This window comes from [Leptolyngbya] sp. PCC 7376, from assembly GCF_000316605.1.
In the GTDB taxonomy this organism is placed as follows: domain Bacteria; phylum Cyanobacteriota; class Cyanobacteriia; order Cyanobacteriales; family MRBY01; genus MRBY01.
In genome coordinates this window covers 1048130-1063887 of sequence record NC_019683.1, presented here as the reverse complement: position 1 = coordinate 1063887, position 15758 = coordinate 1048130, and the positions used below count along the sequence as shown (strand labels likewise).

The window sequence follows — 15758 nt, the reverse complement described above, 5'->3', positions numbered from 1 at the left end:
GCGATCGCCTCTCATGATGTCTCGATATTTAAAGAGCCAAACTTTCGTTTGATTTTGTATCCATGTGATTTGAGTGAGGTAGTTCAATCATTTCCAACTGAAAAACCTCTGCAAATATAGCAGGTAGATCTTGCCGTACTTGAGCTGTTGTAATTCCCGGCAGGAATTGCTCTAGGCTGCCAACAGGGCGATCGCCAATACCACAGGGCACAATCTTCTGAAACCCCGACAAATCTGGACAAATATTAAGCGCAAACCCATGCATTGTGATCCAGCGTTTTACCTTGATCCCGATTGCGGCAATTTTATGACCATCGAGCCATACACCAGTTAAGCCTGTTATCCTTTCCCCATGCAGCCCATAACTTGCTAATAGCTGAATAATTACTTCTTCCAACTGCCGTAAGTACCAATGTAGATCCCGTTGATGGCGATGCAAATTTAAAATCGGATAACCGACCAGTTGATCTGGGCAATGGTATGTAACTTCTCCCCCGCGCTCCGTACGATATAGCAACTCTTGCCGTTGATCGGGATCGAACCTCAAAAAAGCTGTGTCTGAACCTGTCCCCAGCGTGTAAACAGGCGGATGTTCTAGCAAAAGCAATGTATCCGGATATTGTGTATGAGCTAAATGATGAGCCACCAAAGTTTTTTGGAGCTCCCATGCAACTTCATAGGAAACTTGCGACCATTGCTGAACCAAACAAGGATTTAAAAGCTGCGATTGACTACCCAAAACTGTCAAGGGATCCTACAGATAATTACAAAACATCAAAAGAATTCAAATCCTTTTGTCAGGAATGTTAGCGTTTTGAATGCCTCATCCGCAAAGAATTAAGAACTGTAAAAGAGAAGTAGGTTTCTTGAAGTTTCAGACCTGATAAATTGACAAGCTTCGATTATAAAAAATATAATTGAACCTGTAGAGATCAAAGAAAAACAACATTAAGTTATCGATTAACAACATCATATTCGGTTGTTTTTATCCCCTAGAGAATACTATCTGTAAATATTTACTGTTATAACGCTATAGATAGCGTTCTTTCGAACAAAAATAGCACTTTAAGCTGTATTTTCGTCCCAAGATGTTATTACTGAACTAAAGTTATTTTTGGAATTGCTACAGTGATTTTACTAACAAAGAAATCTTAGTAATTATACTAAGAGAACACTCTGCAAGAGCATTTTGAACTATTAATAATTTTGGTTCTTAGTTCACTATCAATATTCTCTAAGATCTCTCCAAAATGCCCTTGTGACAACTATTAGGATGGAGTAACCTGATATTATGAAGCTATTGATCCAAGGCAACAACATTGCAGTTACAGAGTCAATCCATGACTATGTCGAAAGCAAGTTGGAAAAGGCGACAAAGCATTTTCAAACCCTTGCAACTAAGGTTGATGTGCATTTGTCTGTTGCTAATAATGCCCGTGTGAATTCGACTCATAAAGCTGAGGTGACAGTCTATGCGAATGGTACTGTTATTCGGGCACAGGAAGGTAGCGAAAATCTTTATGCCAGTATTGATTTGGTGTCGGATAAGATCGCGCGTCAGCTCCGTAAATATAAGGAGAAGAAGTTCGGCAAAAAGACTCATATTCAGGACAAGACAGCAGAGCTTTTACCACCGGAGCCGATTCCAGAAAATTTAATTGGTGATCGTGCACCTGAGTTGCCAGCAGAAGTTGTTCGAATGAAGTATTTTGCGATGCCGCCGATGGCAATTGATGAAGCTTTGGAGCAGTTGCAATTAGTGGATCATGATTTCTATATGTTCTTAAATAAAGAATCTAATGAAATCAATGTGATTTATACTCGCAACCATGGTGGTTTTGGTGTTATTCAGCCTCGTGAAGCCAAGGAATAATATTTGTTTGGTTGATTGCTCAGAATATTGCTGTTGTTTTAATGGCAGCTGTATTTGGTAAGTGATGAGAAACTGCCCGATGTGGGTGGTTTCTCTTTTTTCTTGTTATTGAGAGATTAACGTCAGAGTTGTGCCAACGGTTAAGGATAGCTGCTGCTGAGCATTGTTTTGATTGGCGCTAATTTCTAGCCAACCATGGCTTCCTTGTAGGAGGCAAATATGATTAGGGAGCACATTGCTGTAGGTTGTGACTTTAGGAATGAGGCGATCGCCTAATCTGACAACCTCGCTTAGATCATTGGCGCAGTGGTTGGGAATATTTGTGATCAAATTGCCAAAGTGGTCAACATACTGGATGGTTCCAGTTATTTGATTGTGATTGCGGGTGTAGGGTTCCAGTTTGAGCTTGGTGAGCGCGTCGATCGCCACATTTGTACCCATGTTATTGAGGGAAACACCGGTCGCGAGATGGGCAGCAACAGGTGCAAAAATATCTCGACCATGGAAAGTCTGGCTAACGTTTTGCTCAGTGCGCCAATATTTTGAATTATTTAACTCAACAGCGGCGATCGCCTGAAATATATCCAATAAGCCACTTGCCAAACCGTTATCCGGTCCCACAAAAAAACCTTCTGCAAATTGGATCGCAATACTTCGACGATTGCTGCCAACCCCTGGATCGACGACACCGAGAAAAATTGTTCTCTTAGGAAAATATGGCGCGCTATTCATCAAGCAAAATCGCCCAGCCCACAGATCCTGTGGTGGAATGTCATGGGTAATATCAATGCAAGGTATCGTTGCTGAAATTGTGGCGATCGCCCCTTTCATGATGCCCACATATCCATCTTGCAACCCAAAATCAGTCAGCAGAGCAATTGATCTCATTTTTTGGTATTCTGTAACATTTGCTACAAAATGATGCTTCTTTTGTTATGGTAAAGGAAGGTTAGCGCCCGAAAGAGAGGTTTAAAGAAATGCTTAATATCAGACATAATCGTACCAAGCAGGCTAAAGCTGCTCACCGTAGTTCCTTGCAACGTCGTCTAGCACAACGCCTTGAATCTGCTCGCAGCCAAGGTGATGAGTCTTTGATTCGTCAACTTCAAGAAGAAGCTCGCTATCTCAATATTGATATCTAGCTTGTCGTTATAATTCTGATTTTTCGCCGTCATTGGTAATAATCCTCGCAATCCGTATGGATCACTCATAGATGGATTGCACTGAATATGCATAAAAAAGAGCATCAATAAGATGATGCTTTTTTTTGTATCGTTTAGATATAAATTGTTGAACGCAGACTAATGGGTGATATAGAAAAGTTATTTACCCATACCAAGCTTTTGCGCTTTTTGGTAAACCTTGCCTTCAGTTAGGAGAGAAGGTGCAACAACAATTTCCACCTCTTGCATCTCTTTCAGATTCTTTGCGCCAAGCGTTCCCATACTGGTTTTAAGAGCACCTAAGAGATTATGGGTTCCATCATCGAGAGTTGCTGGGCCAGTCAAGATTTGCTTAATACTGCCAGTGGTACCGACATTAATACGAGTACCACGAGGTAAAACAGGACTAGGCGTGGCCATGCCCCAGTGGAAACCGCGGCCAGGAGCTTCTGCAGAACGTGCAATTGGAGAGCCAATCATCACAGCGTCAGCACCAGACGCAATACATTTACAAATATCTCCACCAGTTACGATGCCACCATCCGCGATTATCGGCACATATTTACCAGACTCTTTCTGATAGTCATCCCGCGCACCTGCACAATCTGCAACAGCAGTCGCCTGAGGGACACCGACTCCAAGCACACCCCTAGAAGTACAAGCTGCACCAGGACCAATACCAACCAAAACTGCCGCTGCACCTGCACGCATTAACTCAAGGGCAACATCATAAGTGACGCAGTTACCCAAAACTACGGGCATCGGCATCTCTTCACAGAGTTGCTTGAGGTTAAGAGGGGTAATTCCTTCTGGGGAAAGATGGGATGTTGATACAACTGTCGCCTGGATAAAGAGAATATCTGCCCCTGCATCAGCGACAACCTTGCCGTATTTAGTCGCGCCAACAGGGGTAAGACTTACTGCGGCTAAACCGTTTTGAGATTTAATTTCTTTAATACGATCAGTGATTAATTCTGGCTTAACGGGTTCAGAATATAGCTCTTGCATGAGCTCCACAAATCCTGATTTATCGACTGCTGCGATGCGATCAAGGATTGGATTGGGATCACTATAGCGGGTCTGAATACCTTCTAGGTTGACGACACCCAAGGCTCCTAACTCTGAGAGAAGGACCGCCATTTTAACATCTACGACACCATCCATTGCACTCGCCAGAATTGGAATGCTCAGCTCGATATCACCAATCTTGATGCTAGTATCAGCTAATTCTGGATCTAAGGTGCGACCACCCGGTACCAGGGCAATCTCATCAAATCCGTAAGCTCGACGAGCTGTTTTGCCACGACCAATCTGAATATCCACTCTGACTCCTTAAATGATTGCCAAAACTAAAATGTGTCAATCTAGGATAACTGATTGTTCGCGTTTTCCTGAAAAAAAACATTCGGGATCAGTCAATCTCCCTAAAGACTGAATTCATTAGGCGATCGCCATCAAAGCAGAAAATTTAAGCTTTTATTTATTTTGATAAGTTAGACTATTTTTCAATTGCGAAATACTCAAGATATTTGTGAAAACAACCTAAAAATAATGATGTATATAGAAAAAATCTGAAATTGTTTACCATAGTGTTAACAAACTGACATATATTTAAGTCTATCCTTAGCGGAAGAACTTGATTTAAGACTTTGAATCAAGCTAAATATAGAAGCCATTAACAAAAAACAGTTATGGTATCAAACACTGTGATTTTTCTTAATGGCTAAGGTTTATTTTTTAATTGAAAGGAATTCCTGGTGCATAAGCTTCAACTACATTGCCCGTTTCAGAGCAAAGCACGAGAAAATAATCACAGTTTTGGCAGGCAGTTTCAATGAGATTGGAGTGGATTGCATGTCTGCGAGTTGCATCTGAACCACAGTTGGGGCAAAGGATCTTGAGGCAACGACCTGTCCCTACACCTCTTATTACATCTGTAAGAGATTGTTGATTTAATGTTTTATGGATGGTCTTCATAGTAAAGCTCTTAAAATAGAAAAATATTGATCCCCTCTATATATTGGTCCACTTTTCATCGATCCATAGCAGGACTTAATGTAGATTTAATTTTCGGATTGATCAAGTATTAATTATTTTTTGTGCTTTTAAATAATTTCAAGTGATGATTTTCTGCATATTTTCAAAGTCATCTTATCCTCATTTCTTTGTGTTGATTTTGAACTTATCTATCCCTGGGAAATGAATAAGAATAAGATAAGATGACTGGCATTGAATGTTGAAAAAAAATTAAGTTTGTATGGCTTCTGTTGTTTGGCAAATAGCTAAAAGCTACGAGGATATCCTTTATCACAAGGCTCCGGGGATTGCCAAGATTACGATCAATCGTCCCCATAAACGCAATGCATTTCGACCACAAACAGTGTTTGAGATGTACGATGCCTTCTGCGATGCGAGGGAAGATCAGAGGATAGGAGTGATTTTGTTGACTGGTGCTGGTCCTCATACGGATGGGAAATATGCGTTTTGTGCTGGAGGAGATCAGTCAGTTCGTGGTGAAGGTGGTTATGTAGATGCTGGTGGTGTTCCCCGGCTGAATGTGTTGGATTTGCAGAAGTTGATTCGGTCGATGCCTAAGGCTGTGATTGCTTTGGTTTCTGGCTACGCTATTGGTGGAGGTCATGTACTGCATTTGCTCTGTGATCTGACGATTGCTGCTGATAACGCCATTTTTGGTCAGACAGGTCCAAAGGTCGGAAGTTTCGATGGTGGGTTTGGTGCGAGCTACATGGCAAGGATTGTGGGCCAAAAAAAGGCGCGGGAAATTTGGTTCTTATGTCGTCAGTATGATGCTCAACAGGCATTAGAGATGGGCTTAGTAAATACTGTGGTGCCTGTAGAGCAACTCGAAGAAGAAGGTATTCAGTGGGCGCAGGAGATTTTATCGAAAAGTCCGATTGCTATTCGTTGTTTAAAAGCTGCTTTAAATGCGGATTGTGATGGCCAAGCTGGTCTGCAAGAGTTGGCAGGTAATGCGACGATGCTTTATTACATGACGGAAGAGGGTCGTGAAGGTAAACAGGCATTTTTAGAGAAGCGATCGCCAGATTTCCAGCAATATCCTTGGCTGCCCTAATTCCAGAGAAATGTGATCCCCGATCCTTGGCAAATGCAGTGGCGATCGCCTTGACCGTAAAGAATCGTTACCTATAAACGATGCCAATTTGGTAAAGTAGGTTCTGATATAAAACTGGATAGCTTGTCCTTATTAGATCCCAGACTTTTTAAAATACCAGTGGACCGGACAAGAGGTCCCGCCCTGAGATTGACAAAAAACGAGGTTAGTCATGAAGTTCCGTTCGTTATTAGCAGCCTTCTTGGCTCTATGTATCGGCGTTCTGACAGCAGCATGTAGCGAAGCCCCTGATGCTGCGTCCGTAGACGTCCAAAAATTAACATACGACCAAATTTTAAATACAGGTTTAGCCAATTCCTGTCCCCAAATTGCTGAGTTTACCCGTGGCTCTATCCCTGTTGAAGCTGGGCAAACTATTGAATTTTCTGACCTCTGCCTAGAGCCTCAGACCTATTTCGTAAAGGAAGAACCTCTCAATAAGCGTCGTGAAGCAGAATTTGTCGAAGGCAAAATGCTGACTCGTTACACGTCTTCCCTTGAGCAGATGACTGGTGAAATTACTGTCGGTAACGATGGCATCCTAACCTTTAAGGAATTGGATGGTATCGACTTCCAGCCTGTAACTGTTCAACTCCCAGGTGGTGAGCAGACTCCTTTCCTTTTCACAATCAAGAACCTTGTGGCTAAGACCCAAACAGCTTCTGACTCGATCAATACTTCTACTGATTTTGTCGGTGATTTTCGCGTTCCTTCCTATCGTGGTGCAGTATTCCTCGATCCTAAGGCTCGTGGTGTTGCTAGTGGTTATGACAATGCTGTGGCATTGCCTTCCCAAGCGGATGAAGATGAACTTGTTCGTGCAAACATCAAGCAACTTGATGCTCGTAAAGGCGAAATTTCTTTACAGGTAGCGAAGATTGATATCGAAACTGGCGAGATTGCTGGAACTTTTGAAAGTGAGCAAACCTCTGCTACTGACCTTGGTGCTGAAGAGCCTGAAGAGGTTCGTGTACGGGGTATTTTCTACGCACGTTTACAGCTGCCTTCTTAATTAATCTTTTAAAAAATAGTTCAATCGAGGGGCGATCGCCCCTTTTTTTATGCTAATTTGCAGGGAAATCTCAGATAAAATTCGCAATTTTTATACGGCTGCTCGCTAGGATGAGCGAAGAAAGATCAAAGAAGGGTTGCATCATTACCATTAGCCACTCTGTGATACCTGGGCTTGGCAGAATTTATGGGATCGAAACTACATTTTTTGGCACAGTTGTTTAGTCGACGTATTTCGCGGCGAGTAGCATTTTGGATTTTTGCCAGTATTGTTGCTATTGAAGCGATTATTCTTGTCCCCTCCGCAAGACGACAAGAACGCGAGTTCATCCGGCAGCTTGAAGATCACACTTCCATTAAAATCACGTGGCTAGTCGCTAATTTACCCAAGACACAACAGGGTGCAACATCTCTAACCTCAACACAAGCTGATACGCTCCTCCAAGAACTACAGGCTGCTGTGATGCAAGATAAGAGTCCAATGCTGGCATTGCAAGGGGCTGTGGTCTATGACAATGTAGGTCAAATCATTGCGAGTTTTGGTGATCGCCCGACCTTAGATTGGCAGGCTATAGAAGGTGGACAGACCTATTACAAAAATTGGACAGAAGATGTTTACGACAGCAGCTGGTCTGCCTTAGGACAACATAACTGTACTCTCGTTATCCGCCACAATATCGCTGGGATCAAAACCGAACTCATCCAGTACAAACTGCGGATTGGGTTGCTCGTGATTATTATTTCTCTGTTTGTAACAGCTTCGACCTTGATCGTGATGCAAATTCTAGTAATTGCACCAATTCTCAAGCTACGGGAAGACCTGCAAACTGCTGGTGAACTAGTCATTTCTAACCCAGAACAAATTCATACTGCTGAGCTCCATTCCCTAAACCATCAACGAAAAGATGAACTAGGCGATGTGATGGATGAATTCCGTGCGATGTTAACGCGTATTACCACTGAGATTCAACAGCGCATTGAAGCAGAGCAAAACGTCCGCCGTGAGCAAGAAAAATCAGAAGAACTACTCCTAAATATTTTGCCTGCTGCCGTTGCTGAGGAATTGAAAGAAAATCGGCATTATGTTGCCGAAGGTTTTTCAAATGTCTCTGTTCTATTTGCTGACATTGTCGGTTTTACTGCTCTTTCGGCGAATAAAAAGCCAGCCGAAATTGTGACGCTCCTGAACGATATTTTTTCGTCATTTGATCGTTTGTCAGAAATTTATGGTCTAGAAAAAATCAAAACGATTGGTGATGCCTATATGGTTGCGGGTGGTTTACCTATGCCACAACCAGGCCATGCAATGTGTATGGCGGATATGGCGCTAGAAATGCTCAGCGAGATGGAACGCCTCAATCAAGTCAGTGGATACAATTTGCAGCTGCGTATTGGCATTCACTGTGGCTCTGTTGTTGCAGGGGTGATTGGTACTAGAAAGTTTATCTATGATCTCTGGGGTGATTCAGTTAATGTGGCGAGTCGCATGGAGTCGTTGGGGTTGCCGAATAGTATTCAGGTGACGGAAGCTTTTCACAAAAAGCTGGGCGATCAATATTGTTTCCAACAACGGGAAGCAATTGATGTAAAGGGAAAAGGTTTAATGCAAACCTATTTTCTCCTCGGTAAAAAGGTTTCTTTGGCAAGAACCTGCCAGCATCAGCTGTAGAGATTTTTGCCTTGGATTGACATCGAATAAAAAAGACACTCCATAAGAGTGTCTGAGTGGGATTGTTGATTAAACTAAAAAACTTAGGAAAGCGTATCCAAATAGTCACGCATCAAATTGCGACGCTTGGGTTGACGTAGTTTCTGTAATGCCTTCGCTTCAATCTGACGCACACGTTCCCGTGATAGCTCTAGAACCCGTCCAATTTCTGCTAGAGAGTGGGTTTTGCCATCATCAAGGCCGTAACGGAGTTGAATGACTTCTTGCTCGCGGTCAGTGAGTTCTGCGAGGAGATTGCGAAGATCCCGCTGGAGAGACTCTCTGACGAGATTTTCCTCTGGTGAAGCATCTTTTGTTTCGAGTAAATCGCCTAATTCTGTGTCACGGTCTTGACCAACACGAATCTCCAGGGAAACGGAGCGAGGCACTTTCTGCAATACTTCTCGAACCTGGGCTGCAGTCATGTTTAAAACCTTGGCGACATCTTCGAGACTAGGCGTACAACCTTGGGTTTGGGAAATCTGTCGTTGGGCTTTTTTGATTTTGTTGAGCTTCTCCGTGACATGGACTGGCAGACGAATCGTACGGCTCTGGGTGGCGATCGCCCGTGTGATACCTTGGCGAATCCACCAATAAGCATAAGTGGAGAAACGATAGCCTTTTGTCGGGTCGAACTTGTCTACTGCTCGCTCAAGACCTAAAGTGCCTTCCTGAATGAGATCTAGAAGTTCTAAACCACGATTTTGGTATTTCTTAGCGACGGAGACCACCAAACGCAAATTGGCTTGGATCATGTGTTCCTTTGCCTTAGCACCTGCTTTGAGTACTGCCTCGATCTCTTTGATGTCTAGATCGACACATGCTGCCCAGTGCTGTTTGCCTTCACGAATTTTCTGACGGAGAACTTCCCGATCTAAGTCAACTTCAGCAGCCCAACGACCCATTGTTGGACGACAGCCCAGTTCAATGGCTAGTCTGTCATGGACTTCAATTAATTTTAAGAATGTAGCGAGAATTTCGTCGCCCTGCTCTGCCAGCTCTTGCCGTTTGTCTAAAAGCTGTATATAATTTTGAACCTTGCGAGATTCAGTTAATTCCTCATCTCTTTCCAAGAGGGGAACACGGCCAATGTCCTGCAGGTAAAGACGAACCAAGTCAGTCGTATGACCATTACGATTACTGGTAGCAGTCTGATCGAAAAATGCAAATTCATCTGTCGATGCAGTAGCCGTCCCAGTGGTAGACGATTTGTCGGACTGGTTCATAGCGGTCATTGCACTGATTCTCCTTAGAGTTACTTGGAATCCGTTAACCTTAAAATTCCCTGTTCGGAACCCCTTGACAATATTTCGTTACAAAACGTTGCGTATTTAGGGGCAGTTGGAGCTGGGATATATACGTATTACTACTAGAATAGCGCTTGCGATCCCTATATTTTGTTCAGGGGATCACATTATTGCGCAAAATTATTATGGAGTGATGTCTTTACTTAGACGTTGCAAGGTTATTTTTGTTCTGCAATATTGTTAGGGTTTGGCAACGGAAAACGCCTATATCGCTGGGAATACGCGAAAATAATAACGAAAAAGATTTTACTCAAAGGGACATCCCGTTAGAATGTTCAATTGGCTTGTTCGGTAACTGAACTGTCGCACTCGGATTCACGGAGGGGCGATCGCCGCAAAGAAGCTAGTTCAACTTTTATAGAAAACGACCAATATTATTGCGTCACAATTATTTATCATGACCGACCAGACTCGTATTTTGATGTGTTCTCCGGATCACTATGATGTGGATTATGTGATTAATCCATGGATGGAAGGCAATGTACATAAGTCTTCCCAGGCAAAAGCTGTTGAGCAGTGGCAAGCACTACACGCCATTATCAAAGAACACGCCATTGTTGAGTCGGTGCCCCCGGCAAAAGGCTGGCCAGATATGGTATTTACTGCAAATGCTGGCTTGGTTTTAGGCAAAAAAGCAATCCTCAGCCGTTTCTATCATCCCGAACGTCAAGGTGAAGAACCTTATTTCAAAGCATGGTTTGCTGAGAATGGTTTTCAAGTTTATGAGCTCCCTCAGGATTTGCCTTTCGAAGGTGCGGGTGATGCGTTGTTTGATCGTGGCACTGGTGCCTTGTGGGCTGGCTATGGGTTCCGTTCTGAGTTGGATTCCCATGCTTATATTGCTCAATGGCTCGATGTGGAAGTTTTGTCGTTGCGCCTCATTGATCCCCGCTTCTATCATCTCGATACTTGTTTCTGCCCTCTCGATGATGGCTATGTTCTCTACTATCCACCTGCATTTGATACCTATTCCAATGCTCTGATCGAAAAGCGGATTCCTGAAGAAAAACGTATCGTTGTACCGGAGCCAGATGCGGTGAACTTTGCCTGTAACGCGGTTAATGTCGGCGACGTGATCATTATGAATAAGATCAGTACCGAGCTAGAAAACGCAATTCATGCCAAAGGCTTTAAGACTCGCCAAACCTCCCTCACTGAGTTTTTGAAAGCAGGTGGTGCAGCAAAATGTTTAACGCTCAAAACCACTGAGCCTGTGCAAGGTGAACCTCAGGCTAATCATCCTGTGGATAGCCGCATTATCCATTTAGAAGGTCATTTGTTGGATGCTGGCATTCTGAATACTGCTCTGGATTTAATTAATGAGCAGGGTGGTAGTGCCAAGGTTTTGAATTTTAATCTTGGGCTCGAGCGTAAAAATACCTCTTCTGCGAATGTTCGAGTATCTGCGCCTTCTTCGACAGTGATGGAAGACATGATGTTGGCACTCATTGAAATGGGGGCGATTAATGCATCTGATGAGGATGTGAAAGATGCAGATCTGGAAACCATCAGTCAGATGGGGGTTGCGCCAGATGATTTCTACGTGACAAATATTTATCCGACAGAAGTGCGGGTACGAGGTCAATGGATTTCTGTTTCTCATCAACGCATGGATGGGGCGATCGCCATCACTGAAAATAACGGTCAAATTCAAGCACGTTGTCGATTGCTGCGAGATTTACAGGTGGGTGAAAAAGTTGTGGTAGGTGTCGATGGGATTCGCACAAATCACAAAACAACGAAACATGCCTCTCAAGATAAGCAAGAATTTAGCTTTATGGGCGCTGGGGTGTCCAGTGAGCGGCGCGTTGAACTTGTCGTTGAAAATATTGCTTGGGAACTCCAAAAAATCCGCTCGCAAGGCGGCAAAGTTGCGGTGACTGCTGGCCCGGTTGTTATTCATACTGGTGGTGCTCAGCATCTCTCTAGTCTGATTCGTCAGGGTTATGTCCAAACGCTGCTCGGTGGTAATGCGATCGCCGTCCATGATATTGAGCAGTCGATGATGGGCACATCCCTCGGCGTCGATATGAATAAAGGTGTGCCAGTGCGGGGCGGCCATCGCCATCACCTCAAAGTGATTAATACCGTGCGTCGCTGCGGCAGTATCGCCAATGCGGTCGAGAAGGGTTTGATCACGAAGGGTGTCATGTATGAATGCGTCAAGAAAAATGTGCCCTTCTGTTTGGCGGGTTCTATCCGTGATGACGGGCCTTTACCTGATACCGAAATGGATTTAATTCGTGCGCAGACTGAGTATTCGCGTCTCCTCGAAGGCACAAATATGGTCTTGATGCTTTCTACGATGCTCCATTCCATCGGTGTGGGGAATATGACCCCTGCTGGCGTGAAGATGGTTTGTGTGGATATTAATCCTGCTGTGGTTACAAAATTGAGTGATCGTGGTTCTGTGGAGTCTGTGGGCGTTGTGACTGATGTTGGTTTGTTCCTTAGTTTGCTCACCCGTCAGCTTGATCGTTTAAATGATGAAGTAGGTGTGACTGTCTAGGCTCATCAATTTCTGAAGCATTAATACATTTTCAGAAAGGGGTGGCGATCGCGCTGCCTCTTTTTCTCTTGGGATATATAATACAAAAGAACTAGTTGGTGTGGGTGTTGGGACAACGACCTTTGGTGGTGGATTTGTTTGCGGGCTGTGGCGGAATGTCCTTGGGATTGGAAGCCGCAGGATTTGATATTGCTGCCGCAGTGGAAATTGATCCGGTTCACGCGCTGGTTCATGAGTTTAATTTTCCCTATGGCAAAACATTTTGCCGGGATGTATCGACGATCCATAAAAACGATATTTTTGAGGCGATCGCCGCCCAGGGTTATCCGCAAAAAGAAATTGATGTGATGGTGGGCGGGCCACCCTGTCAGGGTTTCTCCATGATGGGGAAACGAAACCTCAATGATCCCCGAAATCGCCTGATTTTTGAATATGTCCGGCTACTGGATGAGCTACAGCCAAAATATTTTGTCTTTGAAAATGTGCAAGGGATGGCTTCAGGTAAACATCGTGATTTTTTGCAGCGATTGCTCTCTAAGTTAGCGGCAGTAGGCTATCAGGTTCTTGAACCCAGAGTGATAAATTCGGCGGATTATGGTGCGCCCCAAAATCGTAATCGGTTAATTCTGTTGGGTTATCGGCAGAATGTTAAGCCTCTTGAGTACCCAGAACCAACCCATGGTGAATTTCTAACTGACCTAAAAAATTTTGTGAACGTGCAACAGGCGATCGCCGATCTAGAAGACATTCCTGTATTTACCGAGATTGATTATGGTCTTCCCCCCACATCTAATATTTCTCCCTATAGTGCAACCTTGCGAGATCAGTTTCAGCTTTGCCACCATCGCCAATCCCAAACGCTTCAACTTTGGGGACATCTAGGCTCGAACCATCGCGAAGATATTAAACAACGTTTTAGGGATGCATCAGCGGGACAAAAGGAAAAAATTAGTCGTCTATTTAAGCTCGAAGCCCAAGGCTTAGCCAATACCCTCCGTGCCGGAACGCCCAGCGATAAAGGCTCTTTTACTGCGCCGCGCCCGATTCATTACAGTCAGCCTCGATGTATTTCAATCCGTGAAGCTGCCCGCTTGCATACCTTTCCCGATTGGTTTCAGTTGCATCGCAAAGTTTGGCATGGGTTCCGCGAAATTGGCAATGCCGTCGTCCCTCTTCTCGCAAAAGCAATTGGCGATCGCCTCATCTCCGCTCTCGATATTGACTCAAGTATCCTTGAAACCAAATATCTTACTCCCCAAAACGAAGCCTTTTTGAAATTAACTGTGACTCAAGCAGCAGATTATTGGGGACTGCCACCCGAGGCGATCGCCAAACGACGGCGCATCAAACCAAAGACATTAACACCCCATTAACAAAAAATTATGAGCAAATATCCTGTCTCATTTTTGTGAGCTATCTTGCCTTATTCTGTAGTGAGCTTGTGCTGAAAAATTTCTCAAACCCAGATATACCGAGCTTTATGGCAAACTCGGGAGAGAAACAACTGAGACGATCTCTACCGTTCATAATGTGGGATAATCTCAGCAGTTTAATGGGTGTGACATATTATTTGAACACCATTAAATCGCGGAAATCCCTTGTGACATAAAGCTTTCGGCGTACTCACCAAAGAGTCTATTGCCTGCATAATGATCACAACGGTGTATTTCATCAAAGCGCATATGCCATGCACGCGATTTTGAAAGTATTCACAAGAAACCGAAGGAGTGAAATCAATGAAAATCATTGTTCTGGGTGGAGACGGGTTTTGCGGCTGGCCCACATCGCTACATTTATCCCAAGCAGGTCACGATGTTGTTATTGTCGATAACCTTTCCAGAAGAAATATTGACAACGAGCTAGAAGTTGATTCCCTAACTCCTATCCGTCCAATGTCTGTGCGCCTTGATGCATGGAAGGAATTAACCGGCAAAACCATCAAGTTTTTAAACTTTGACATAGCTAAAGAATACGATCGCTTGCTGAATTTGCTCCTCGAATATGAACCCGATGCAATTGTGCATTTCGCAGAGCAACGAGCTGCGCCCTATTCGATGAAATCCGCTAAACATAAACGTTATACCGTCGACAATAATCTCAACGGTACAAATAATGTTCTCTGTGCTGTCGTTGAATCTGGCCTCGATATCCATATTGTTCACCTCGGTACTATGGGTGTTTATGGTTACGGTACTGCTGGCATGAAGATTCCTGAAGGCTACCTCGATATTCAGGTGGTCACAGAGGAAGGTAAGGTGATCGAAAAGCAGATTCTTCACCCTGCAAACCCCGGTAGCATTTATCACATGACCAAAACGCAGGATCAATTATTCTTCGCGTATTACAACAAAAATGATAAGGTCCGCGTGACTGATCTTCACCAAGGAATTGTTTGGGGAACGAACACTCCTGAGACCGGTATGGATGAACGTTTAACTAATCGTTTTGATTATGACGGTGACTACGGTACCGTGCTCAATCGTTTCTTAATGCAAGCTGCGGTGGGCTATCCCCTAACAGTGCATGGTACTGGTGGTCAAACTCGTGCCTTTATTCACATCAAGGATACGGTTAAGTGTGTGGAACTTGCCATTACAAATCCCCCAGCGAAGGGCGAGCGCGTAAAAATCCTCAACCAAATGACGGAAACCCACCGCGTTAAAGAATTGGCGGAAATTATTAACGGGATCACTGGTGCAGAAATTCAGTATCTAGAGAACCCTCGTAATGAAGATGCAGAAAATGATCTCTACGTTGAAAACCAATGTTTTCTCGATATGGGTCTAGAACCAACTAAACTTGATAAAGGTTTGATGCTCGAAGTGACTGATATTGCGAGTAAGTATGTAGATCGTTGTGATCGTGGTCGTATTCTCTGTACGTCTAAGTGGACACAAACTTCCGAGCGTGCTGCTGCCCATGCCGCAAAGTCTTAAATAAAAAAATCAAAAGTTTCGATAGGGCAATTTAGCCCTTTTCTATCTGTATATTTCCTTCTTGTTCGCAAGGGGGAATTTTTGTTTTTAACGTGAGTTCTGGATAAGGAATGATAGC

The 15758-nt window shown here is 43.8% G+C and carries 12 protein-coding genes; 8 read left to right on the top strand and 4 right to left on the bottom strand.

The window, feature by feature from the left end; all coding sequences use genetic code 11:
* Positions 1-28: 28 nt before the first annotated feature.
* Positions 29-739: a lipoyl(octanoyl) transferase LipB gene (gene lipB / locus LEPTO7376_RS04755; protein WP_051188858.1), complete on the bottom strand. Its 711-nt coding sequence runs from the start codon at positions 737-739 to the stop codon at positions 29-31.
* Between the two features lie 552 nt (positions 740-1291).
* Between lipB and hpf the strand changes: the two genes are divergently transcribed.
* Positions 1292-1873 carry a ribosome hibernation-promoting factor, HPF/YfiA family gene (gene hpf, locus LEPTO7376_RS04750; protein ID WP_015133095.1) on the top strand — a complete coding sequence of 194 codons (582 nt, stop codon included), beginning with the start codon at positions 1292-1294 and terminating at the stop codon, positions 1871-1873.
* Between the two features lie 105 nt (positions 1874-1978).
* On the opposite strand, the gene LEPTO7376_RS04745 is transcribed toward hpf, so the two are convergent.
* Entirely contained in the window at positions 1979-2761 is a 783-nt protein-coding gene (locus tag LEPTO7376_RS04745) for an S-adenosyl-l-methionine hydroxide adenosyltransferase family protein (RefSeq protein WP_015133094.1), read from the bottom strand.
* An 89-nt stretch (positions 2762-2850) separates the two neighbouring features.
* On the opposite strand from LEPTO7376_RS04745, the gene LEPTO7376_RS26770 reads away from it, so the two are divergent.
* Positions 2851-3015: a hypothetical protein gene (locus LEPTO7376_RS26770; RefSeq protein WP_015133093.1), complete on the top strand. Its 165-nt coding sequence runs from the start codon at positions 2851-2853 to the stop codon at positions 3013-3015.
* A gap of 180 nt (positions 3016-3195) precedes the next feature.
* Here the strand turns inward: LEPTO7376_RS26770 and LEPTO7376_RS04740 are convergent, their stop codons facing one another.
* Complete coding sequence (locus LEPTO7376_RS04740; protein ID WP_015133092.1) at positions 3196-4359, bottom strand: GuaB3 family IMP dehydrogenase-related protein; 1164 nt, start codon at positions 4357-4359, stop codon at positions 3196-3198.
* 934 nt (positions 4360-5293) lie between these two features.
* Between LEPTO7376_RS04740 and menB the strand changes: the two genes are divergently transcribed.
* The 3 genes from menB (at position 5294) to LEPTO7376_RS04725 (ending at position 8849) form a co-directional block, all read left to right on the top strand.
* Complete coding sequence (gene menB / locus LEPTO7376_RS04735) at positions 5294-6130, top strand: 1,4-dihydroxy-2-naphthoyl-CoA synthase (protein ID WP_015133090.1); 837 nt, start codon at positions 5294-5296, stop codon at positions 6128-6130.
* Positions 6131-6341: 211 nt separating this feature from the next.
* On the top strand, positions 6342-7181 hold the full coding sequence (locus LEPTO7376_RS04730; protein WP_015133089.1) for a photosystem II manganese-stabilizing polypeptide: 840 nt from the start codon (positions 6342-6344) through the stop codon (positions 7179-7181).
* A gap of 186 nt (positions 7182-7367) precedes the next feature.
* Positions 7368-8849: an adenylate/guanylate cyclase domain-containing protein gene (locus LEPTO7376_RS04725; RefSeq protein WP_015133088.1), complete on the top strand. Its 1482-nt coding sequence runs from the start codon at positions 7368-7370 to the stop codon at positions 8847-8849.
* A gap of 83 nt (positions 8850-8932) precedes the next feature.
* On the opposite strand, the gene sigC is transcribed toward LEPTO7376_RS04725, so the two are convergent.
* Positions 8933-10123, bottom strand: a complete 1191-nt coding sequence (gene sigC, locus LEPTO7376_RS04720) for an RNA polymerase sigma factor SigC (RefSeq protein WP_015133087.1) — start codon at positions 10121-10123, stop codon at positions 8933-8935.
* 469 nt (positions 10124-10592) lie between these two features.
* On the opposite strand from sigC, the gene LEPTO7376_RS04715 reads away from it, so the two are divergent.
* The 3 genes from LEPTO7376_RS04715 (at position 10593) to LEPTO7376_RS04705 (ending at position 15640) form a co-directional block, all read left to right on the top strand.
* The gene (locus LEPTO7376_RS04715) at positions 10593-12704 is read left to right on the top strand and encodes a TIGR00300 family protein (protein WP_015133086.1); all 2112 of its coding nucleotides are present in this window, start codon (positions 10593-10595) and stop codon (positions 12702-12704) included.
* A 107-nt stretch (positions 12705-12811) separates the two neighbouring features.
* Complete coding sequence (locus LEPTO7376_RS04710) at positions 12812-14077, top strand: DNA cytosine methyltransferase (protein ID WP_041764993.1); 1266 nt, start codon at positions 12812-12814, stop codon at positions 14075-14077.
* A gap of 363 nt (positions 14078-14440) precedes the next feature.
* Positions 14441-15640 (top strand): NAD-dependent epimerase/dehydratase family protein, encoded by a 1200-nt coding sequence (locus LEPTO7376_RS04705; protein ID WP_015133084.1) that lies wholly within the window; start codon positions 14441-14443, stop codon positions 15638-15640.
* Positions 15641-15758 lie beyond the last annotated feature (118 nt).